This window comes from Mucilaginibacter gracilis (assembly GCF_003633615.1).
In the GTDB taxonomy this organism is placed as follows: Bacteria; Bacteroidota; Bacteroidia; order Sphingobacteriales; family Sphingobacteriaceae; genus Mucilaginibacter; species Mucilaginibacter gracilis.
The window spans coordinates 2,506,504-2,529,718 of sequence record NZ_RBKU01000001.1 but is presented as its reverse complement, the minus strand read 5'-3'; the positions used below and the strand labels follow the sequence as shown (position 1 = coordinate 2,529,718).

Here is a 23,215-nt window from a genome sequence, read left to right as displayed (position 1 = left end):
TTATAATATTGGCAAATTTTGCCATGCTGTCTATAATGGCAGAGATTAATTTTTGGAGAGTAAAGTCGTGAAAGCAATTACAGTAACTAAGAGCAAAGTAACCGTTGAGATGACAATCGACAGTTTATATACTATTTTTAATTCGCTTAATGTCGTTGAGGAGCAATACGATTTATTGGGTTCAAAAGCGGTTAACCGTGCTGTCGAAGAAATCAGTAACGTTCTTGAAGAAGTAACCGATTTACTTGCAGGTATAACCGATGATAAAGGGAATCCGATACCAACCTTGTAGTAATTAAATAAGCGCAGATTGATCCCGCATTAAAAAGTAAACTGCGGCTTTGGATTATTCCACAAAGATTTTTACCTTCATAAAAACCTTATACACAGTGGAAGTAATCTGTTTTGAAGACCGCGCGTTTTACGCGATGATCGATAAGCTTGAAGCCTATATCGACAGCAAAAAGCCACAACAAACAATAAGCGACAAATGGATTTCCGGCACCGAAGCTATGAACATGCTGCGCATTAAAAGCAAGACAACTTTGCAGAAACTACGCGATGAAGGCAAAATCCGCTTCACCCAGCCGGAGAAAAAGATTGTGCTTTACGACCGCCAGTCAATCGAAGATTACCTTGAAGATTTCACCTACGAAACTTTTTAAACATGGAAGAAGAACAAGACCCATCGCCCGAATATATCAAAGGCTTTAACCAGATGTACAATCTGAAAAAAGAAATGCCAGAAGTTGCGCAGCAAATTCTATCCGCCAAAGCCGAAAACGACCGCTTCAAAGGCATGGTCGGTGGAGCAAGGCAATACGAACTGGAACGCATCCGGGAAGTTTCGCAAAAAGGTCGCGATCAAAATCGCAATCCTGAAAGATAAGGAGCTATCCGACTGGTTTTGTGAAATCGGGCTTGGCAATAAGTCATATCCCGTTTGATATTGTTGTAAAACTATACGTCGAATCTGTTACAGGAGATCTAACTTTGCCTCCAAACCTGTGTATTACTGTAAAACCCTGTCAACAAGTTTCAATCTCAGTTTTTTATTTTCGGCTTCCAATGCTTCAATCTGCGGCACGTAGAACTCCTTCAGCAAATCGTTTTGAAATTGGAGCAGTTCAGTCAATTGTTCTTCTTTCATTTGCATTCCTTTCGCGTAATTGGCAGCAGCCAGTATAATCATCGCCGCAATATTTTCAAGATTATTTGTTGTCACAATGCCTGTTATTAACTGATGGTCCCACCGCTTATATAAAACCGCATTTTTCCGGCTTTAAGATTGTTTATTTCATCCGCTATCCGGCCCTATTCTGCATGGCCTTCATATAACCTTTGACGAGGCGAATTTAATGCAATGAAGAAATTGCTGGATTTTCCCTTGCATCTTATTATGAAGTATTAAAAAATAATTTTTTCGGATTTATTTGTTTAATACCTTTTTCTATCTATTTTTATCAGGTCGATTAACAATAATACCCTGATTAGTTTATCAATTGATCTTTATAAGTAGTTAAAGAATCCCCACTTTAATTACTTATATGTATGCTGTATTTATTGCATTCTTTTTTTTGCTTTTTTTAAATTTTCACTAAAATTCATCTATCATAATTTATGTTGCAATTAATAATAAAGTATGGAAACATAGACTTTGTTACAATAAAGTTATTGAAGCTATTGCGAAAAGGGGTTAGTTATGAGGACGTAATTAACGAATTAGAAAAACACCCGGACTATCCCAGTCTTTTAACTATAAGTGATGTACTCAATTGGTTTCAGATCGATAATGCGGCCTATCGTGTAAATGCGGAAGAGCTAAACAGTGTGCCCGTACCTTTTATAGCACATACCAATGTGAACGATGATTTTGTTTTGGTAACTAAGCTTGGGGAGGATGGCGTGACGATCTCCGATCATAAAAGCAACAAACAAAAGCTATCACTTTCCGAATTTAAAAAGCGATTTAAAGGTGTTGTACTTACCGCCGAGGCACCATTAAATGGTGAAAGTGTATATAAACAGTCTCTGCCCCAACGCTTAGCACCTTACAAGTTTCCCGCTGCCATATCAATACTAACTATTTGTTTTGCATTAGCCATCACTTACCATAGCAGTTACTTATCAAACCTAAACTGGCAAGTATTATTACTAAGCATATTTAAATCTGCGGGGTTGGTAACATCCATATTATTGCTCATCCAAAGCATTGATAAAAACAATCCATTAGTACAAACGCTGTGCGGTGCAAGCGGAAGTAAAACTAATTGCAACGCTATACTTACCTCAAAGGCTGCAACGGTTTTTGAGGGTCTTAGCTGGAGCGAAGTTGGCTTTTTTTTCTTCGCCGGTACATGGCTTGCGATATTGTTTGGTGGTAACAGCGTTGCTGTTATGCAAGTTTTGGCTGTATTAAATGTGGTTAGCCTGCCATATACAGTATACTCTATTAATTACCAGGCTCGTATAGCCAGGCAATGGTGCTTGTTTTGCACATTTATACAAGGCTTGCTTTGGTTGGAGTTTATACCATTGGTAACAATATTTAAGCAACCTATACAACTGTTAAATACTGCTCAAACTGGTACGTTAATAATTTGTTTACTTGCGCCTATAGCTTTATGGTTGCTTATTAAACCAATGTTACTCAATACTCAACAACTAAAAGCAGTTAAGCAACAACTGCGTAAGGTTAAATACAATAGCCAGTTATTTTATAGCGCATTAAAAGAACAACCCAAATATGTTTTACCCCATGAGGACTGGAGTATTGTGTTAGGTAACATAGAAGCCAACACCATTATTACTATGGTAAGCAACCCATACTGCCCGCCATGCAGCAAAACTCATCAAATATTAGACGAGTGGTTGAACCGATTAGATGATATACAGTTAAGAATAGTGTTTACCGCTAACAATAACGAGAGTGATATTAAAACATCGGTTGTACGGCATTTAATGGCCTTAAACCACTTAACGGATAAAACCTTAATAAAACGCGCACTGCACGATTGGTACGAGCAAAAGCAGAAAAGCTATGAAGCCTGGGCCAAAGTTTATCCAGTAACTTTAGACGAAAGTAAATTTAAGGTTTTGGAAAGGCAAAGAGCTTGGTGCGATTTAGCCGAAGTAAAAGCCACGCCCACAATACTGGTTAACGGGAGCCGTTTACCTGATAGTTACCAACTGCACGATATTAAATACATGCTGGCACAGCAATAACGAAACTTTTGGCCAAAGTAGAGAAGTATGCACTTTAACAATACATACCGCCCAAATTGCCGGGGCGTGGTAATGGCAAAGCTAATTAAAATTACACACAATTTATTTATGGAAAAGTTTATGAAACTCAGCAGAGTTGAAATGAAAAATGTTTTAGGTGGTAACATGAGTGACGTCTGTGATGACGAATGTGGCGACGGTGATTCTTGTAAGATCAGTACAGATACTTGTACACAAGTACATTCAAGCTATTGCACAAATCCCGACTATGTTTGGATTTGCGTTCCAGCCGCGTTATAATTCTTAACTAAAAGATGCTGTCTTATCAGAAATTGAGGCTTTGAGAATTGTTTATTAAACCGTTATCAATCGATTCGATTAAAAAGCATGAGGCTGATCCTATACTTGTGGGACAGCCTCTTATCAACAAGTAACATTATTATTATAATGAAATATAAAACAACTTTTAGAAACATTCTTATTTTATATATTTTAATTGTAAATTTTGCTTACGCACAAAAAATTCCAAACATACAAACAACGTCGTTAAAAATACCCGACAACATAAAGTTTGATGGCAAGGCAAATAAATGGAATAATAATTTTCAAGCCTATAACCACGCTACCAATTTGTATTATAGCATTGCAAATAACGATAAACTGCTCTATCTAATTTTTCAAATCAAACAACCGGATATTATCACTAAGGTATTTTTAGGCGGCGTAACGTTAACCATAAGTTCTGCAATTAACCCGCAAAAATTTAAAACATCAGTTACATACCCGGTTTTTATTGGACAAAAAGCCCCTTTGTATTCTATTTTTAAAAATAAGCCTAAAAAATCTAACGATTCGATTCAATATGCTATGCAGGTTGATTCATTTATTTATAACCTTAACAATACCTTTTTGAATAATTTAAAATTGATAATAGTTGAAAAAAATGAAAATGCAACGGACACTATCTCTATTTATAATCAACAAGGAATTAAAGTTGCTTCGAGGTTCGATAATAACTTTTACTTTACCTGTGAAATAGGCATTCCCATTAAATTGTTCGATCAGAGTAGTTCGGCCTCCGAATATAATTATAATATTAGGCTTAATGGCTCGTCAGTACAGAAGGGGAAAATTCAATTTTCATCCAATGGTCGCTTTATAATAATTTCAAATGCCCAAGGTAAACCTGTAGACGCAATTCCAGTAATTCCTGAAACAATGAATACAACTTTCCCCACTGATTTTGGAGGAAAGTATAAAATGCTTAAATAAAAACGCGAATTGAAGCATTTATCGCCTGACGGAGTAAATTATAATTTAGGACATAACCACTCCAAAATATGAACATGGTTTATCCAACAGATTTTTGGGGCAAATATACATTGGCAATAACGTTATAACTAAATAGTGAAATCCTAGCCACGCCAGCAATTGTTCTTACTTGTAACCAATATGGTATAGGGAAGTTTTGTAAATTTTTTTTTAATATTACATAAATGCATCAAAACAAAATCTTCTTCCTATTATTCTTTTTTGCGGCCTTACAGGTGAATGGGCAAAAAATATCTAAGGTTAGTTTGTTCGGGACGTTAAAGAATTTTGATCGTCAAGTAGAAATTGAAGACCAATCCGCAATTTCCGATATTAAGAACTCCCCTACCGGGTTAATCATTTCCACCGATAGCGCAGGTAGGTTTTCTATTACGTTTAATTTATACGAGCCAAATTATTATCGAATAGGACGTAATATATTATACTTATCGCCAGGTGATAGCTTATACATGCTAATTGACCACAAAAAACATGCTGATGCAGTTTTTAAAGGAACCCATAGTGAAGAAAATAATTTCCTGAAAAATACATTGTTTCCGAAAGCTGGATCTTTTTTGGAATCCGGTACTCATATTAAGCCAACAGTACAGCAGACTATTGATTATATCATCAATGCTGCGGACCAAAAAGAAAATGAACTTCAAAACTATAAAAACATATCCCCTAAATTTAGAGCCTTGGAAATGGGCCGAATTCGGGCCGATGTTATTAGAAGCATAACTTTTATTAGATTTTATTATCCTTCAATTCATAAAATCCCAGTCGATTCTTTAAAAAAATTCGATGAGGAGTTTAGGTCAGTAGCCAATCCATATATTAATAAATATGCCAAAGACTTTATAAACCCAGCCTTTTTAGATTTGGCCGTTTATCGAAATGTGATTGAATATATAGTTGATAACAATAACGAAAACACTCCTGGTTATGAGCAAATTACAGACTACGTTAAAGCAAAAAACGTTTATAAAACGATGGTGAATTTGAAGGATAAAGATAAAATCAAATCTTATATTTCAAGTATTAACGAAATTAAAAACCCTACTTATAGAGAGATAGAAAAAAATGTTTATAATAACTTATTAGCTTTCGGAAACGGAGATAGCGCAATAAATTTTTCGGCCCGAAACTTAAAAGGAGAGCCCGTAAATCTCAACGATTTCAGGGGTAAAGTTATCGTTGTTGATTTTTGGGCAACCTGGTGTATACCTTGTTTAGAGGAACTAAAATATTGGGTAGCACTTGTGGATAAATATAAAGATGATCCCAATGTAGTTCTTATCGGTGTTTCGATAGACGATGATAAAAAAAAATGGAAAACATACGTTAACAATCATAAACTTCCAGGTATTCAAGTATTATTAAACAGATCAAGTATTCCCTCCTATTCAGTTAAAGAGATACCGAGAACTGTCTTTATAAACAAAAATTTTATAATTAGTGAAATTAGGGGAACTCTGCCATCTAATAAAAAAACAGTAGAGTACATTGAGACTCTGTTACACAAAAATAATTCCATTGCAACAGAATAAAATCTCTTAAAATATCGCTACTACGAGATTTGAAAACTATTATTAAAATGCTACAGGCGCGCAATTGTGATTGTGGCAGATATGATAAATAACTATTAAGTTAACCCGTAGTGCATTATCAGACTAAATTTATTTTAATGTGATTCATGTTCCTTTTAAAGATAAATTTGTTGAGGTATTGAATGGTGGTCAGGGCAGTTATTTTACTTAACGTCCTTGTCTTAAACCCCTCAAAAGTTTTGGCATAATTTCTTCTGATCATAAACTGATCGCACAGTTGCGAAAATAGCGTTTCAATCCTTTTCCTTGATTTTTTGAATAGGTATGGATACGGTTTGAATTTCTTTTGATTGTTTCTCATCGGGGTTTCCAATCTAATGTTTACAGATTCAAAAAGATTGACCTGTACCTCTGCGGACAAATAGCCTTTGTCTCCAAGTAGCACGCAATCAGTCATTTGTTGTTGTATATCTTTCAGGTAATGTATGTCATGTACGGAAGCAGGGCTTAGGTCAAAGTTCTCAAAAACACCATCTACTGAACAAACTGCATGCAGTTTGTATCCATAATACCTCGAACTTTGCGCAGCACAAAAACCATGGTTTGGAAAAGCGTATTCCTGTTCTTTGCAGATTTTACTTCTTGCTGCACGGGCATTTTTACATACCTCTAAAGGCATTGAATCGACAATGAAACAGTCCTGGACAGCGTTCAGTTTCTGAACAAGCTTTTTTCTCACCTCATTTATGTGCGGGAACAATTTTCTTTTTCTCTTATTGTAAACACTTCGTTCGATCAAGATATCAAGCGGGGTACCTTTCAGGTTTCTAAATAACTGATATTCAGAATCTATTCCACAATATTCAGCGGTCAAATTTAACGTAATTAACTCTAAATCAGACAGTCTTGGCCTTACTGGTTTGTAATAAAAGTCCTCTTTTATTGACAGTTTCCTAAACTCTTCTAAAATAAAAGTGTAATTTTGAATCAAGTTGTTCATGTTTGTAATTGATTGTCAGTCAATACAATATACCATTTATTGGCGAAATGAACAACTTTCTTTATAATGCACTACGGGTTAAGTTACATTAAATATACGTTATAATATTCGATATTTAAATTACCTTTTGTAAACATGAATACTTCTAACATTTCAAAGCACAATAAGGCAATAGTTGCTGCATTTTTAATAACATGTTTAGTTTTCTTTTTTCACGTTTGCAAAGCCGGTTTTAAAATTGATGTGCACGTTGCTGGTTGCAAAATAAATTTAAAAGCTTATCTAGTGTTATGTTAATCGTGTAATGACGGATAAAGTCTTTTCAGTTTTATTCGCGCATCTTTATTTTCGAACTGCCAGTTAATTTTGCTGTTCTTATTATTTCTGTTGTGTTGCCATGCCGCTACCTCTTCATTGATCTTCAGCATTGTTGAAATATGCCTGTTTAGGCATTGCCCATTCAATACATGCAATTCTATCTCGGCCATATTGAGCCAGCTTCCATGCTTGGGCGTATAAACAAACTCAAACCTATCCCATAGCCTTTTGGCTTCGGCTGGTTCAAATGTCTCGTAAAATGCAGAGGCCGAATGGGTTTTAAAATTGTCCATTACTAAAGTTATTTTTTTCGCTGTCGGGTACCATTCATCTGCTATTCTTTTTACGAATAAAGCCCAGTCCTTTTTGGTTTTAAACGCCGTAATTTCTACAAAGCGCTTGCCCCTCAAAGGCTCGTTGGCCATAAATATATTGACTACCCCATGCCTTATGTACTCGTAATCTACTCTTGCCTCCTGGCCAGGCTTCATGGCTTGAGAGGGCTGCCCTTCTTCTATCAATTGTTTTGGCGACTCATCCATACATACAACCGGAAATTCCTCATCATAAGGTTTTTTGTATACATCCAATACGCGTTCCATATTGGCTACAAATTCGCTGCTTTTTTCCGGTGGTATTACCCAGCCCTTTACTTTCCAAGGCTTAAGTTCGTTTTTTTAAGCACACTTCTTACTGTTACATGCGAAATACTTTCTACATATTCCAACTCTACCATTTTATCGGCGAGTAGCCTTAATGACCATTTAGCAAACCCCTCAGGCGGCTCGCTGCAACACAAGGCAACCAGCTTCGCTTCTACATCGCCATCTGATTTTGTTTCATAAACACGGCTGGTGGGGCGACGATCTAAAACACCTTCAAAACCCTCTTCAATAAACTTTTTCTTCACCCGGTCTATCGTTCGCATCCCTACTTTCAGGACTTTGCTGATCTGTTCATTTGTTATTTTCTCCGCATATTCCCCTTCATCACAATTCAATAGTATATAGGCTGTCCGGAATGTTTGAGAACTATGGGAGCCCTTGTTGATTATCGAGTATAACTCTCCAACCTCCTCTTTTGTAAGTTTTATCGTATAACGTACCATCTGTAATTTGTTTTACAAATATACGCTTTTATACGTCATATTATATTTAACTTAACACTAGTAAAAAATGTAAATGGTAACATTATTACCAATGTAATTGACAGTACAGTCATTAATAATGATACATTCACTTTAACAGGACACGTAAACGAACCGCAACTTTTAACCATATTTTTAACAAACGATGGCAAAGAGTTATTAAGTTCAACGCCTGCTATATGCTTATTCGTAGAAAATTCGGAAATTAATTTAGATGCGAATTTTGCCGACATCCCTCCATATTCTGATATTGTTGAAGGCATTTACCCTTATACAAAGCTTAAAGTAAGTGGTTCCGCATCCCACAATATATTAACTAACTATTTGGCAAAAACGGCTGTTATTCAAAAAGAATATGCATCACTTTTTTATAAATACGTGAATTACAACAAGTCGATCAAACCAAATTCACAAAAATATGTCTCCGGAGGCATCAAAATAGTAATGCAGTTGGATAGCGTTAAAGCCATAGTAAATAAAAACACTATAACTTTTATAAGCGAAAATCAAACAAGTCCGGTTGCAACATTTGTAGCGAAAAAATATTTATATCGTTTTACAACAGCCGAAATTAAAATAATTTATAATATGTTGCTCCGCAACCAAAAAAACAATCCGGAATTAATTGAGTTGGCTGCAAAGATTGAAATATATAATAAATGTAACGTAGGTGCCGCTTTTTCTGACTATACACTTCAAGATACTTCGGGTAAATCTGTTAAACTGTCGAGCTTCATCGGCAAAAATAACAAATATATTCTCCTTGAATTTTGGGCTTCCTGGTGTAATCCGTGCCGACAAGATTTCCCTCATTTAAAAACTGCTTATAACTTATACAAATCATCGGGATTTGAAGTGATTGGCATTTCCATAGATTCTGATAAAAAAAAATGGAAAAAAGCTTTAAAAGAAGATGGCAATCCCTGGATTCAATTGATAAATCCACAAGGATTATACGGTGATTTAATGACATTATATAATTTCAACTCTGTGCCAACAAGTATCTTAATTGGGCCAGATGAAACAATCGTAAATTTAAACATGAGAGAGTCGTGGCTTGATAACAAATTAATATCCCTTTTTGGAAATAAGTTTGGAGCATTATATTGATATACATAAAAGCACTTTTGGCCAAAGTAAAGAAGTATGCACTTTAACAATACATACCGCCCAAATTGCCGGGGCGTGGTAATGGCAAAGCTAATTAAAACTACACACAATTTATTTATGGAAAAGTTTATGAAACTCAGTAGAGTTGCAATGAAAAATGTTTTAGGTGGCAATGCGCCGGTTGTATTTGTATGTAAATATATAGGACAAGACGGCAAATCGCACAACATAAGTTTTACTGCTGATAATGCTGATGCGGCACAAGGCGCTGCTGACTATGTCGCTTATTCAGATGCTTACAGTCAAACTTACCCAAGTGGTATAGATTGCCCTGGTGCAACTGGTGCAGAATAATTAGTGCTATAGATAGCGATGGGTTAAACTCATCGCTTCTTAGAAACGCATCCCAATCTACAATATTCCCTACCGAACAATTTTAATTTTTAATATGAAGTCAGCGTTAACATTTTTCTTTTGCCTTTTTAGCACTTTAGTTTTTCCCAAAAAAACTGTTTTAATCAAGGGACTCGTAGCCAATGACAATATTAAATATGTTAATGTTTCATCTCCGTTAAGGGACCCTATTGAAGGTTGGATATCCTTAGCGCATATCCCGATCGACAAAACACGTCATTTTAGTCAGGAAGTTATTATTGATGGGCCAATGGTCATTTATGTCAGTTGTCTTGATTACGTCGAAACCTATGTTGTTCCTGGAGATTCTCTTATTATTAATGTTAGTGAATTATCTATTCCGAGGCAATCTTTCAACGGCTCCTTTCAGACGGATAGCTACTACCAATCAGATGTAATATCGAGTCACTCTTATAATATATTTTTTTCACTATTGGAAAAGAAGACATTTAAGATGGGAGATCTTCCCTTTTTAATTGATAATAAGTTTGATAGTAACTACAAAAGGAAATTGGTCAAAGACCTTTGTAATCAAAGGCTAGATTTCCTAAATGATTTTATTAAAAAGAATCCAGGTTTAAGTGAGGACTTCAAAACTGTAGCCAAAAGAGAAATTATTGGCACCTATTTTGGCTATATTAATATGTCGTTCTCAATTAATCCACCAAAAGACTCTTTAACGACCGCATTTTTAAAAGAAGCAGATGATCAAAAATATGATTGGCCTGGAATCAGCACTTCTCAGTATTTAAATTCCGCAGCATACAGTTATTTCAACTATTATCTGAGCACTAAACTTGGTCATCGGTATTCAACGAAAAAGATTGAAGAAGATTTTGACATCATTCAGGAATATAGCACAGATAGTAAGGTAAAAGACTATTTTCTTACATCATTATTAATTCGCTTTCTGGATAAAGAGCCGGATAATTATCAGGAAATTTTCGAAAAATATAAGATGATTTGCAAAGATGCCGAGTACATAAAGGGGGTTACAGAGCTTTATTTGACTAAACAAAAAGTAGAGCCCACAGCAAACATCGTTTTATCACAAGTCGCACTGGGGGCACTTGTGATTGATCCAACCGGAGAAAGCCGCACGTTATCTTCTATATTAAATCAATATAAAAACAAACTGATATTCGTCGATCTATGGGCAAGTTGGTGTGGACCTTGTGTCATACAGATTCCTTATTTAAAGGAACTTGAAAACAAATACCACTCTAAAATTGCTTTCATCAGCCTTTCAGAAGATAAAAGTAAAGATGACTGGCATGCTGCACTTAAAAAGTATAACCTTTCAGGAAATCAATATCTATTTGATTTTTCCGTAAAACCCATACTTCTCAGCCAGTTAAATGTCAAAACAATTCCCAGATATATCCTAATGACATCAACTGGAGAAATAATAGCAAATGCTTTGCCTAAACCCCAGGATGTCAATTTTATGAATAAAAATATTGAAGACGCTATGAAAAACGCTAATATTCGATTCGAAAAGTAACAAGTTATTCGTTGTCTCTGCTTTTCGAATGTCTCTGAACCGGAAAGCGATGTAAACGAGGTGATTATTACCATCCCACCCATAAAACAAACTATTAATATGGGCGTATAAGATTAGCTATTATGTATCTTACTGTAGTCGGGGACTACAAAGCACACAGATTCGTAAACACAGTTTACTAACTGCGGTTGGATTTTTACCTTTTCGCTAACTAAACGAAATTGATGTCCTGTAATTTATTTTTATGAAGACAAGTATCTTTTTTATTATTATAACCAGTAGCTGTGTTGCCCAAAATAGATATACAATAAACGTCGATATTGAAAATTCTAATGGCAAGACGATTTATCTAACAGATGGCTATGGAGGCCCGTTGGATCGGCCAAAATCCATGATTACCGAGACTCAGTGTCTTTTCACGGGCCCCAATTGCAAAGCAACCGATGGTCAAGGATGTGCCACCTATGCTTATAAGTCTGATACAGGTAGAGAAGATGTAACGGATGCGGTGATTTGTTGCGATGAGTTTTGAGAATATTACACCAAGCAATGCTTGAGGTATTCTCAATAGTTCTTTTTGTAAATTTAGTTACTCCTAATTATAATATACTTTGAACTTTCCATTTTATAAACAACTCGACCAAATGGATTGCGGTCCAACCTGCCTTCGCATGGTCGCAAAGTATTTTGGTAGGAATTTCAAGCTACAGACGATACGTCAACTGTGTGAGATTAATCGTGAAGGTGTTTCGCTATTGGGTATTAGTGATGCCGCGGAAAAAATTGGTTTCCGTTCGTTGGGCGTCAAGTTAAATCCGGTTCAGCTAAAAGAAGCAGAGTTACCTTGCATTTTGCATTGGAGGCAAAACCACTTTGTTGTTTTGTACAAAATAAAAAAATGGAAATATCATATTGCCGACCCGAGCAAAGGCTTAATTACCTTAACTGAGCAGGATTTTAACCGCCAGTGGTTGAGCGATACCGATAAAGGCGAAGGAATAGCATTGCTTTTAAGCCCCGCACCACAATTTTATGAGCAGGAAGATGAAAAAGGTTCGGAAATCCGCTGGTCATTTTTACTGCGCTATTTAATTACCTACCGGCAATTGGTTATTCAGTTGTTGTTTGGTTTGGGTATAGGCAGCGCATTGCAATTGATAGCCCCTTTTTTAACCCAATCGGTAGTTGATATTGGTATTAATACCCGTAACATCAACTTTGTTTACATTATTCTAATTGCGCAAGCCGCGTTGATCGTAGGGCGCGTTAGTGTCGATTTTATTCGCTCCTGGATATTATTGCACGTAAGTACAAGGGTCAACATCTCAATCCTCACGGATTTCCTGATCAAATTGATGAAACTCCCCATGAGTTTTTTTGATACTAAGATGACTGGCGACATCATGCAGCGCATGAACGATCAAAAAAGGATAGAAAGTTTTTTAACAGGGTCAACATTAAATACTTTATTTTCGGCATTTAACCTCATTATATTTTCTGTAGTTCTGGTTTATTATAACGTCATCATTTTTTTTGTTTTTTCAGTAAGTAGCATCTTGTATATTGCCTGGATACTGGCCTTTTTAAAAAGCAGGCGCGAACTGGACTACAAAAGTTTCGACATATCATCAAAAAACCAAAGCAGTATTGTACAACTGGTTAGTGGTATGCAAGAGATCAAGCTCAACAACTGCGAACAACAAAAGCGCTGGGAATGGGAGCATTTACAGGCTCGTTTATTTAAATTTAAAGTAAAAGGTTTGGCATTGAGCCAATACCAGCAAGGTGGCTCTACTTTTATCAATGAGAGTACCAACCTGGCTATTACTTTTTTGAGTGCTAAAGCGGTTATCGATGGTAACCTCACCTTAGGTGGCATGATAGCAGTTCAATATATTATTGGACAGCTAAATAGTCCGATACAACAGTTTCTAAGTTTTATACAAGGCTTTCAGGATGCAAAGATCAGCCTGGAGCGTTTAAACGAGATACACCAAATGGATGATGAAGAATCTGTTGATAAAGACTGGAACCATATTCTACCGAGTGATAAAAGTTTAAGTTTAAATAAGTTGACATTCCGTTATCCGGGGGCGGGCAATGATCCGGTTTTAGAGCATGTTGATTTATATATACCGCAAGGCAAAACAACCGCCATTGTAGGCATGAGCGGTAGCGGAAAAACTACCATATTAAAATTACTACTTCGCTTTTACGAACCCGAAAAGGGTGAGATACGTGTTGGCCAACAGGCGTTAAGTGGTATTAGTTATAAAACATGGCGCGGCCAATGTGGAGTAGTAATGCAGGAGGGTTTCATATTTTCGGATACTATTGCCCGTAACATAGCGGTTGGTGATGATTATCCTGATAAGGATAAATTACAACATGCCATCAAGATAGCCAATATTCAGGATTTTATTGATAACCTACCGCTTGGACTAAATACTAAAATAGGTGCTGAAGGAAACGGTATAAGTCAGGGACAAAAACAACGGATGCTTATTGCGCGTGCGGTGTATAAAAATCCTGAATATATATTTTTCGATGAAGCAACGAATGCGCTGGATGCAAATAATGAACGAATAATCATGGATAATCTTTCCGAGTTTTTTACGGGTCGTACGGTGGTTATTGTTGCTCACCGTTTAAGTACCGTAAGTAATGCCGATAATATTATTGTGCTTGATAAAGGCAGTATTATTGAACAAGGAACCCATGAGGTCCTAACTGCTTTAAGGGGGGACTACTATCGTTTAGTGAAAAACCAATTAGAATTAGGGAACTAAAGATATGCCGGAATTATATACCAAGACCAATGATGAAATTATACATACTGATGATATGCAGGATATTATCACTGCCGTGCCCTCTTGGATATTAAGATGGGGCATTACGGTGTTTTTCATTGCGCTCGTGTTGATATTTAGTCTTTCAGCATTCATCCGCTATCCTGACATTGTCAAAACGTCGATTAGGATTGAATCGCCAAACTCACCCAAACTTATTGTCACTAAGATATCAGGTAAATTAGAAAAGCTATTAGTTAAAGAAAATGATCTCGTTTATAATGGTCAGATATTGGGTTATCTTGAAAGCACTGGTAACCATGACGCGATCCTGAGACTTATAGAAAAGCTAACCCAAATACAGCTTGAAGTTAATTCAGGAAAACTTGTTGCCGACGGTTTATTTGCAGAAACCGATCTATCGCAATTGGGGGAGCTTCAATCCTTCTATCAAACTTTTTATCAGCAATACATTGATTATCATTCTGCTATTAATAATGGGTTTTATTTAAGAAAGAAAGCGTATTTACAAAAGGACCTGTTAAACCTGAACCAACAGCGCGACCAATTAATTGCCCAAAAAGAAATTGACCAGAAAGATTATAAACTGGCCAGCCAGGAATATGAGATGCACCAAAAACTGGAGCATGAAAGGGTAGAAAGCCCGGCGGAGTTCAGAACGCAGGAAAGCAAATATCTTGCAAAAAGATCCCCATTATTACAAACGGAAAGTGCTCTCATAACAGCATCTGCAACCTATGCAGCTAAACAAAAAGACATATTGGAACTGGATAATCAAATTGCCGAAGCAAAATCAAAATTCCAACAATCACTCAATAGTTTGATTAGTCAGGCGAAAGACTGGAAAAATAAATATGTATTAACAGCCTCACAGTCTGGCAAACTTACTTTCGCCGGCATAGTACAGGAAAACCAAGTTTTAGCGACTAATCAAGACGTGTTTTACATCAATCCTGGTAATGAGCAATTTTTCGGAGAAATGGCCATTCCGCAAATTAATATGGGCAAAGTAAAAGAAGGCCAGGAGGTTCTGATAAAATTGAAAAGCTATCCATTTGAAGAATATGGTATGATACGCGGCAATATTAGTTATATATCGGATGTGCCGTATCGTGACAGTGTGTTTTTTTCAAAAGTTACTTTTAAAATTAAAGGTGCGACCGATATGCGTAAGCCGATACATCTCAAACAAGGGATGTTAGCAGATGCAGAAATCGTTACACAAGATGCAACGATTTTGAAACGAATAACTTATAATTTATTAAAGGTTATTAATAAAGATTAATAAATTAAGAAGATTGAAACCTGCCTTTAAAATATATGTTTTGTTTTTCTTGTCTTATTAAAAAGCTCTGCCTTTTATTGCGTGGTAAAACCTTTGCCGCTTGGTACACCATCACCTGAAATATGAATTTATGCCTCCAGATGAGTGGGTAACTTCTTGTCCTGATATTTTCTTTACCTAATCTAATTCATTCCATGGCTTCCCCGTGATGCTTAAATTGGGTTGAGCAATACATGGTTCTTTATGTCGTCCTAACGCCATAAAAATTATTGTATTACCTTTCAGGTCAGGATTTTCGTTTCAATCCTTATTTCGATTATTAATAGGGGAAGTTGTTTTGATGTTATTTGTGGGGATTGGTCAAATTGCACGCTGCCATAAATCATTGCTTGAAAAGGTGCTCGCATAATGCGACAATTCCCTTGTAAGCAGCTCCGCTTATTTCTTTAATCACCACAGGAACACCACGGCTACCACCAGGAAAAACGAAAAGTTTCGGTTGATTTAAATTGTTGGTAAAACAGTCATATTTGGCACCTATAAATTATGCCCTCTCCCCTTGTGGGATATTTTACCGGTATTTAACACGTTTTAATGCGCATATAGCAAGCATTAATTGTTAAGTACGATCAACGATTTAGTCATCGAAACCGGCCTTAACGGGTATTATTCCCACCGGCCCGTTTTTACTCACCAGGGGAGAACCGTGGCTGCACCGACCTAACCCACAGGAAAGGCTACCGATGACTAAAACTTTTAACTTTACCATCTCTGAATTAGATAAACTGCCAATACCAGCCAAAGGCAACAGAAGCTATCACAAGGACACCCAGGTAAGAGGGTTATTCTTTGCCATCCAGCCCAGCGGTGCAAAATCATTCTATGTGATCAAAAAGATTGCCGGTAGAACCGAGAAGATCTTTTTGGGTAAATACCCCGATCTGACCATCGAAAACGCCCGAAAACTCGCTAAAATCAAACTTGGCCAGATTGCCATGGGCATCAACCCGCAAAACGAAAGGCGCAAAATTCGTAATGAAATGAATTTCGGGCAGCTATTCGACCAATATTTGCACCGTTACAGCAAGGTTCATAAAAAATCCTGGCTGGCCGATCAGCAGGATATTACCCGCTTTGTACCGCACTGGTTCAAGCGGAAGATTTCGGACATCAAACGCCCTGAAATCAAACGGCTGCACGAAACCATTTATCGTGACCACGGGTTATACCAGGCCAATAAAATGCTGCAGCGCATCCGGGCGATTTACAATAAGGCCACCGAATGGGGTTGGGAGGGTAATAATCCCACAACCGGCATCAAAAAGTATAAGGAAAAGTCCCGTGACCGGTTCATATTACCTGCCGAGTTGCCGTTTATTTTGCAAGCGATCAATGATTACGAAAGCGAGACGGTACGGGATTATTTATGGATGTTGTTTCTCACCGGCGCACGCAGAACCAATACTTTGATGATGCGCTATGAGCAGATCAATTGGGAATATTGCGAGTGGCGCATCCCGGATACCAAGAATGGCGACCCGGTAACGGTGCCACTGATGCCCCGCGCCATGGAAATTCTGCAACGCCGTTTTGAGGTAGCACAAAGCCAATGGGTGTTTCCGAAAAAAGGAGATTGTGAAAAACATACCGCCAGCGTCAAAACTGACTGGCAGAAAATTACAGAACGGGCGACCTTGTTGTTATGGCAGCAGAATGAAAAAAATGCTTGCTGGTTAGATAGCCTCGGAAAACGAATGTCTGGTGCGTATGATGGTGGCATGCCATTCAAGCAAATCATCAAACAGGCGGAATCGGAAAACTTTCAGCTTCCCCAGGGTGTCACCGATATTCGCTTGCATGATATCCGCCGAACCTTTGGCAGTTACCAGGCTATCAGCGGAGCGAGCCTCTCGATCATCGGCAAGAGCCTGGGGCATAAATCATCACAGGCAACCGAAATCTATGCACGGTTAAATCTTGACCCGGTACGGGCATCTGTTGAAACAGCAACCAATCTGTTTCTATTACAACCGGCGTAATCAGCGATCTAAAAATCCAAACTATCGAATCTGTTTCATGACAGGTTCGATAGTGATTCGGTGTGAAAAAACCGACGATGTAATAAAATTCGATCTACACGTACCTACCCATGTATGCCGACGGTTTAATGTTCATTATTCTTGATGGATGAATGACGAAAATTGTGATTTTTACCTTAGAAATGAGGTATGACATCCCCCGTTCCTTTGCAAGATTCGTCTTGAATTTTGCAACTGATTTTTTCTTCAACAATGGAGGTGTTAAATATGACGACAAATAAGCCTGATGAATTACTGACCAGAAAAGAAGCGGCACGCATGCTGAAATTTTCGCCGGAGACCCTGGCCGTTTGGGATTGCACAAAACGGTATAATCTCAATCCGATAAAAATCGGCAATTCGGTTCGTTATCGCCGTTCCGATTTAAATAAATTCCTCGAACAGTGCAAAACGATTAAGCGGCCTAAAAAGTAAGCCGGAACATCGTTTTACTGTCCCTTTAAAAATCACAAAACTTTGGAGATCGCCAATGAATATTGATGAAGCGAAATGCGTACCCATGTCTTTAATTTTGGAAAAGATCAATGCTTTTCCAGTGAAGCAAAACGAAAAAGAAAGCTGGTATCTGTCACCCTTGCGGGAGGAAAATACTGCAAGTTTTCATGTAACCGGCAATCTTTGGCACGATTTCGGGGACGGCACCGGGGGCAATAGCGTCGATTTTGTTTGCCATTACTTAAAATCCACGCAGGAAAACAACACGGCTTCGGATGCCTTGCGCTGGATAAACAACATGACGGCAAATTCCAAACCCTTGCTGATTATTCCCGATGCAGTGCCAAGAAATGCAGAGAGCGAGCGATCATTGGTTTTAACCAAGGCCCATGCCATTCAGGAGCCATCATTGATCGCCTATCTGCAAAAGCGGGGCATATCCTTAAACTACACGCCGAAATGTCTGAAAGAAGTCCATGTGTACAATAAAAAAACACAAAAGAGCTTTTATGCTTTGGGCATTAAAAACGAAGAAAATGGCTATGAATTACGGAACCCTAATTTCAAAGGCAATATCGGGACGAAGGATATTACCTTTATCCGGGGAACCATTCCCAAACCCGATAAAATCCACCTGTTCGAGGGCATGTTTGATTATCTGACGTTCCTGACGATCATGAAAACCCGCAATCATACGGATGATATGATCGTTTTAAATTCGCTGTCCTGCCTGAATTTAGCGGTGCCCTACATTAAAAACTATGGCTACCGCATGGCCTATACCTGGTTGGATAACGACAAGGCTGGGTCAAAAGCCACGGCAGAATTGGCCGGATTTTTTGCGACCGAACAAGACTTACTGCATAAAAAGATGAATGACGTCTATTGCACCAGCAAGGATTTCAACGCCTGGCACATGCACAATCTCAACCTTGGCTTGTAAGGAGATAGAGCAATGACAGCATCACAAACGGCCAGCCAATTTAAGGTAACCGAAGTCGAATTGGTTTATCGCAATAAAGTCCATCCATCCGAACGGGTCAGGATCAATAAATCAGAAATCGCCTATCAAGTATTGAAATCAACCTGGAACGAAAACCGGATTGGCTTGGTTGAGGAGTTTAAGATCCTATTATTGGACCTGCGTAATAACTGCCTGGGTATTTCTGAAATCGCCAGCGGCGGAATGACCATGGTTTCGGTTGACCCGGCGCTGATCTATGCCACGGCATTGAAAGCGAAAGCCAATAAAATAATCCTGGCCCATAATCATCCTACAGCACATTTAGACCCCAGCGAAGCGGATATTGATTTAACCAACAAATTGGCGCAGGGCGGTGAGATTTTGGGCCTCAAGGTAGTGGAACATATTATTTTGTCTTCGCATGGCTATTACTCTATGGCCGATCATGGGTGGATTCCATGATCGAATTGACCGACGGTTAGGTTTTAAATGTGGGCGTTACCTCCGGCCCCGGCTTTCCGCTCATACTGCACCGGCATTAGCCACGGGGCCGGTATCCGCTTCACTCCATAACGCAAAATAACAGCCGATTCCGGTGCTGTTTTAAGCAATTCCCTTTGGTTACCTTCTCCTGATGAAAACAAAGCGGATGGTTTTTACAAGAGATTAACCGGGGCCGTTCCCGACACCAACTAAAATTTTCCCCGCCCTTGCGGGCTCCCTCGCGCAATCAAAATTTCAGCCGGTTTGGTCACTAATTCCCGGTTGGGCATCTCCTGTAACCATCAACTTTTAATCAGGAAAGGCAACGACAATGCAAAACAAGGCATCAAAAAAACCAACTGCAAATACAATCCAGCGTAAAGATATTTACCAAACCGTCACCGATACGATCATACAGCAATTGGAGGCCGGTACGGTGCCGTGGCAGCAACCGTGGATAGGAAACGAAAGATCGTTGTTAGGCCTGCCGTTGAATTTTACTACCGGAAACCATTATCGCGGTATAAATATCGTTTTGCTCTGGTGTTCGGCAATCAAGAACAGCTATCAATGCGATGAATGGGCCAGTTTTAAGCAATGGCAATCCAAGAAGGAATACGTCCGCAAAGGCGAAAAAGGCAGCTTGATTGTTTATTACGACACCATCGAAAAAGAGAATGATGGTGAAATCGAAAAAATCCCGTTCCTCAAATCCTCCTATGTATTCAATAGAAGCCAGCTTGCAGGTTATGTTGCGCCGGAACCATCACAAGCCTCAAAAGAAAACCTGGTTGAGAAAATTGCAATCGTTGAAGAATTTGTTGCCAATACCAAAGCGATCATTGAACATACCGGCGACCGGGCCTTTTACCGCCCATCCGAAGATAAAATTTATATGCCCCCAAATGAAAGTTTCCAGCCCACACAGAATTGCACGGCGACCGAAGGATATTATTCAACCCTGATGCACGAATTGACACACTGGACAGGTCATGAAAAACGTTTAAACCGCACAAAAGGCAAGAAATTCGGCGATCAAAATTATGCCGTTGAAGAATTGGTTGCCGAGTTTGGGGCGGCGTTTCTTTGTGCTGGGTTTGGCATTGCTACCGTCGATAAAGGTAATCATGCCGGTTATATTGATAACTGGCTAAAGGTGCTTAAAGTGGAGATTATGATGAATGAGACCACACCATTTCGGCGCAAGCCCAGAGGATCAATCGCTGCATGTCCTTGTCCGATAAAAAATAGGTGTATTGATTTTGAAGTATGGATGTAATTAACTCTTTACTTCCTGGGTAGTTATTCGATTTTAGTAGGTCATTAATTTTTTCTGTAAATAAAATCCAGTAATCATTCTCTACCACATAAGCTTCTATCAACTGGTTTAGTCCACCAAAATAGCGACCGATTAGCTTCCTGTCTACACCAGCAATTCTGGCGACCTTGCTGGCGCTTTTTAAAGCGACAAAACCCTCAGTTTTGATAATCTCTCCAACAGCCCATACCAATTTCTTTTTGGTGACTTCTTTGTTTTTAATAGTTTTTAGTGGTTCGTTGTTTTTCATAATGATTGGTTAGGTTTAGGGTGTATTATCAATTAGTTTTCTTCATCTGAGTAGCCTATAAGCTTGTTCTGAAACGGAATTTTTGCTGGTCAAAAATCCAGTTAAACGCCTCAAATCACTTATAAAGGACTTCGAGATTCTTCCGCTTAGGGATTGCAGCTATCAAGATCACAGAAATCGACAGCGTTCATTCCGCATATAAAAACTAAGCATAAATAAATCTCTTAGCAGTTCCGCCCGATACTTTGCCTGTGTGAGTATTTACTCAACAACAGATATGACAAAACTAATTTCTGTTTGATTGAATTGAAATTTTAGAAATTTATTCAACTAAAAATCTAAGCAACCTTATATTATATTTCTGACAGGATAGGTGTTTTGCCCCTGAAAATTTCTGAATCGACATCATCAATAAAGAACTTTGCTAACTGTTTACGGCTCATTTTGAACGGTTTCGGTGTTTTACTATAATTTACGACCAATTCGCCGATGTTTTCATTTTCATTCAATCCGACCGGCCTGGCAATTGTCCAATCCAACCCGGAATTTTGAATCAGGCTTTCCTGTGCGTTGTGATCCGCGAATACGATCTTAAAATTAGTCAGTTTTATGATCATCTTCATAAACCATGGCGCATATTCGAAGGAGTTCCCGGCACCGATGGAAGAAAGTGTCAGGATTCTCTTAACCCCGTATTCCCTCATTACCTGCAGTGCGTTGCCGATACTTTTTTTTAGGGTATGGGGAGGAATTATTTTTTTAATGGAAAAGCTTTCCTTATCTGATAATGCGCTTAATAAACTAATCACGGCGTCACAGCCTTTCATAGCTTTGCGGAGATCTTCAATATTTGTCGGGAGCCCTTTTATCACCTCCAGGCTATCAGATTTGAACTTGATTTTATCGGGGTTGCGCACCAATGCGGTTACCGCGTATCCTTTTGCTAAAGCTAATTCAACAGCAATTTGGCCAGTTCTTCCAGTCGCACCTAATATTAATATTCTTTTTTGCATCTTTATTTCTGTAAGAAATTTAAAATATGTTTGACTGTTCCTTCCGGGTTCTCTTCGGCCAGGGTATGTCCACAATTTTCAACCAGCGCGGTTTCGTAATTGTCAGCCACCTGCTTAATACTATTAATTGTTAAAAATTGTGGGATGCCCTGATCACCACTTATAATTAAAACCGGCAGTTGTAATTTTCGGTTCGGATTTTCCTTATTAAATTTCGAGTCGTTAGCCAAGGATTCATAGTGAAAGAAGCCACCTCTGGATCCTTCTACATTGCCATAAAATTTCAAATAGGGTTTTACAGATTCTTCCGTTATACCTTTTACAGGTGACATCAGTTGCCAGAAGTGTTCGTAATAGATTTTCTCATTTCCTGAAATGACACGAGCGGCAAATTCCGCATTGCTTTGAAAGCCGAAATGCCAACTTCCGCCGGTAGCCGGATTCATCATTTCTTCCAGACCGAAACCAGGAAGAACCGCTTCTCCTAATATTACTTTTTTCACCTTGGCAGGATAAGCAGCCGCGAAAGCGTATGCTACCATCATGCCGATGTCAACCCCCATCAAATAAAGGGTTTCTATTTTTAGCACTTCCGTCAGCAGATAAAAGTCTTCAGCCACGTCTCTTTTCGTATAAATGTGATTTGGCTTCCCGGAATCACCGCAACCCCTCATATCTGGAGCAATCACGGTATATCCCGCTTGTGCTAAATCAGGTAAGATGTTTTTCCATTCATTCCAGGTGTAGGCCCAGCCATGTATGAGCATAATAACAGGTCCGCTTCCTCCGATAATATAATGCAGGCGTATGTTATTAATGGTAACGAAGCAGCTTTGGAATAATGGTAATCCGGAAACATCGTTTTTTTCAATATTTATCATTATAATTAAATAAGTGATTCAAAGTTATCTAACTTCGCTTACTAACAATAAGTACTAAACTTTTTGTTAGCACTAAACTTAAAGTAAGTAAAGGGTAA

At 38.2% G+C, this 23,215-nt stretch carries 24 protein-coding genes and 1 pseudogene; 18 read left to right on the top strand and 7 right to left on the bottom strand.

The window, feature by feature from the left end:
• Positions 1-67 precede the first annotated feature (67 nt).
• From BDD43_RS10870 to BDD43_RS10860, 3 genes are all read left to right on the top strand, one after another.
• The gene (locus BDD43_RS10870) at positions 68-292 is read left to right on the top strand and encodes a hypothetical protein (RefSeq protein ID WP_121197691.1); all 225 of its coding nucleotides are present in this window, start codon (positions 68-70) and stop codon (positions 290-292) included.
• A gap of 97 nt (positions 293-389) precedes the next feature.
• Positions 390-665, top strand: coding sequence for a helix-turn-helix domain-containing protein (locus BDD43_RS10865; RefSeq protein WP_121197690.1), 276 nt, complete (start codon positions 390-392; stop codon positions 663-665).
• A gap of 2 nt (positions 666-667) precedes the next feature.
• Positions 668-889, top strand: a complete 222-nt coding sequence (locus BDD43_RS10860; RefSeq protein ID WP_121197689.1) for a hypothetical protein — start codon at positions 668-670, stop codon at positions 887-889.
• A 123-nt stretch (positions 890-1,012) separates the two neighbouring features.
• On the opposite strand, the gene BDD43_RS10855 is transcribed toward BDD43_RS10860, so the two are convergent.
• Positions 1,013-1,225 (bottom strand): hypothetical protein, encoded by a 213-nt coding sequence (locus BDD43_RS10855; protein ID WP_147425611.1) that lies wholly within the window; start codon positions 1,223-1,225, stop codon positions 1,013-1,015.
• A 395-nt stretch (positions 1,226-1,620) separates the two neighbouring features.
• On the opposite strand from BDD43_RS10855, the gene BDD43_RS10850 reads away from it, so the two are divergent.
• The 3 genes from BDD43_RS10850 (at position 1,621) to BDD43_RS10835 (ending at position 6,086) form a co-directional block, all read left to right on the top strand.
• The gene (locus tag BDD43_RS10850) at positions 1,621-3,225 is read left to right on the top strand and encodes a cysteine peptidase family C39 domain-containing protein (RefSeq protein ID WP_121197687.1); all 1,605 of its coding nucleotides are present in this window, start codon (positions 1,621-1,623) and stop codon (positions 3,223-3,225) included.
• A gap of 447 nt (positions 3,226-3,672) precedes the next feature.
• Positions 3,673-4,497, top strand: a complete 825-nt coding sequence (locus BDD43_RS10840; protein WP_121197685.1) for a hypothetical protein — start codon at positions 3,673-3,675, stop codon at positions 4,495-4,497.
• Between the two features lie 224 nt (positions 4,498-4,721).
• On the top strand, positions 4,722-6,086 hold the full coding sequence (locus BDD43_RS10835) for a TlpA family protein disulfide reductase (RefSeq protein WP_121197684.1): 1,365 nt from the start codon (positions 4,722-4,724) through the stop codon (positions 6,084-6,086).
• 118 nt (positions 6,087-6,204) lie between these two features.
• Here the strand turns inward: BDD43_RS10835 and BDD43_RS10830 are convergent, their stop codons facing one another.
• Complete coding sequence (locus BDD43_RS10830; protein ID WP_121196630.1) at positions 6,205-7,086, bottom strand: IS982 family transposase; 882 nt, start codon at positions 7,084-7,086, stop codon at positions 6,205-6,207.
• Positions 7,087-7,379: 293 nt separating this feature from the next.
• Positions 7,380-8,512, bottom strand: a protein-coding gene (locus BDD43_RS10825) for an IS630 family transposase (protein ID WP_233276784.1) whose coding sequence is annotated in 2 segments (ribosomal slippage) — positions 7,380-8,083 and positions 8,083-8,512 — 1,134 coding nt in all. Because the reading frame shifts where the segments join, the coding sequence is not laid out codon by codon here.
• An 18-nt stretch (positions 8,513-8,530) separates the two neighbouring features.
• Between BDD43_RS10825 and BDD43_RS31055 the strand changes: the two are divergent.
• From BDD43_RS31055 to BDD43_RS10770, 11 genes and pseudogenes are all read left to right on the top strand, one after another.
• A pseudogene (locus tag BDD43_RS31055) lies at positions 8,531-8,848 on the top strand (DUF4369 domain-containing protein); the annotation flags it as partial.
• Between the two features lie 27 nt (positions 8,849-8,875).
• Positions 8,876-9,661: a TlpA family protein disulfide reductase gene (locus BDD43_RS10815; protein ID WP_121197683.1), complete on the top strand. Its 786-nt coding sequence runs from the start codon at positions 8,876-8,878 to the stop codon at positions 9,659-9,661.
• Positions 9,662-9,742: 81 nt separating this feature from the next.
• Positions 9,743-10,015 (top strand): hypothetical protein, encoded by a 273-nt coding sequence (locus tag BDD43_RS10810; RefSeq protein WP_147425610.1) that lies wholly within the window; start codon positions 9,743-9,745, stop codon positions 10,013-10,015.
• Between the two features lie 94 nt (positions 10,016-10,109).
• A complete protein-coding gene (locus tag BDD43_RS10805) occupies positions 10,110-11,579 on the top strand; it encodes a TlpA family protein disulfide reductase (protein ID WP_121197681.1) in 1,470 nt (489 codons plus the stop codon).
• A 244-nt stretch (positions 11,580-11,823) separates the two neighbouring features.
• Positions 11,824-12,111 carry a hypothetical protein gene (locus BDD43_RS10800; RefSeq protein ID WP_121197680.1) on the top strand — a complete coding sequence of 96 codons (288 nt, stop codon included), beginning with the start codon at positions 11,824-11,826 and terminating at the stop codon, positions 12,109-12,111.
• Between the two features lie 79 nt (positions 12,112-12,190).
• Positions 12,191-14,368 carry a peptidase domain-containing ABC transporter gene (locus BDD43_RS10795; protein ID WP_121197679.1) on the top strand — a complete coding sequence of 726 codons (2,178 nt, stop codon included), beginning with the start codon at positions 12,191-12,193 and terminating at the stop codon, positions 14,366-14,368.
• 4 nt (positions 14,369-14,372) lie between these two features.
• Positions 14,373-15,674, top strand: a complete 1,302-nt coding sequence (locus BDD43_RS10790) for an HlyD family secretion protein (RefSeq protein WP_121197678.1) — start codon at positions 14,373-14,375, stop codon at positions 15,672-15,674.
• 743 nt (positions 15,675-16,417) lie between these two features.
• Entirely contained in the window at positions 16,418-17,713 is a 1,296-nt protein-coding gene (locus BDD43_RS10785; protein ID WP_121197677.1) for a tyrosine-type recombinase/integrase, read from the top strand.
• 267 nt (positions 17,714-17,980) lie between these two features.
• Positions 17,981-18,187 carry a helix-turn-helix domain-containing protein gene (locus tag BDD43_RS10780; RefSeq protein ID WP_121201955.1) on the top strand — a complete coding sequence of 69 codons (207 nt, stop codon included), beginning with the start codon at positions 17,981-17,983 and terminating at the stop codon, positions 18,185-18,187.
• 55 nt (positions 18,188-18,242) lie between these two features.
• The gene (locus BDD43_RS10775) at positions 18,243-19,151 is read left to right on the top strand and encodes a toprim domain-containing protein (protein ID WP_121197676.1); all 909 of its coding nucleotides are present in this window, start codon (positions 18,243-18,245) and stop codon (positions 19,149-19,151) included.
• A gap of 12 nt (positions 19,152-19,163) precedes the next feature.
• A complete protein-coding gene (locus tag BDD43_RS10770; protein ID WP_121197675.1) occupies positions 19,164-19,634 on the top strand; it encodes a JAB domain-containing protein in 471 nt (156 codons plus the stop codon).
• 23 nt (positions 19,635-19,657) lie between these two features.
• Here the strand turns inward: BDD43_RS10770 and BDD43_RS30010 are convergent, their stop codons facing one another.
• A complete protein-coding gene (locus tag BDD43_RS30010) occupies positions 19,658-19,816 on the bottom strand; it encodes a hypothetical protein (protein ID WP_162847037.1) in 159 nt (52 codons plus the stop codon).
• A 170-nt stretch (positions 19,817-19,986) separates the two neighbouring features.
• Between BDD43_RS30010 and BDD43_RS10765 the strand changes: the two genes are divergently transcribed.
• Entirely contained in the window at positions 19,987-20,934 is a 948-nt protein-coding gene (locus tag BDD43_RS10765) for an ArdC family protein (protein ID WP_121197674.1), read from the top strand.
• On the opposite strand, the gene BDD43_RS29695 is transcribed toward BDD43_RS10765, so the two are convergent.
• The 3 genes from BDD43_RS29695 to BDD43_RS10755 form a co-directional block, all read right to left on the bottom strand.
• Entirely contained in the window at positions 20,828-21,223 is a 396-nt protein-coding gene (locus BDD43_RS29695) for a TetR/AcrR family transcriptional regulator (protein WP_147425609.1), read from the bottom strand. The genes BDD43_RS10765 and BDD43_RS29695 overlap by 107 nt on opposite strands.
• Before the next feature lie 353 nt (positions 21,224-21,576).
• On the bottom strand, positions 21,577-22,236 hold the full coding sequence (locus tag BDD43_RS10760) for an NAD(P)-dependent oxidoreductase (RefSeq protein WP_121197673.1): 660 nt from the start codon (positions 22,234-22,236) through the stop codon (positions 21,577-21,579).
• 2 nt (positions 22,237-22,238) lie between these two features.
• Positions 22,239-23,117 carry an alpha/beta fold hydrolase gene (locus BDD43_RS10755; RefSeq protein ID WP_121197672.1) on the bottom strand — a complete coding sequence of 293 codons (879 nt, stop codon included), beginning with the start codon at positions 23,115-23,117 and terminating at the stop codon, positions 22,239-22,241.
• Positions 23,118-23,215: the final 98 nt, after the last annotated feature.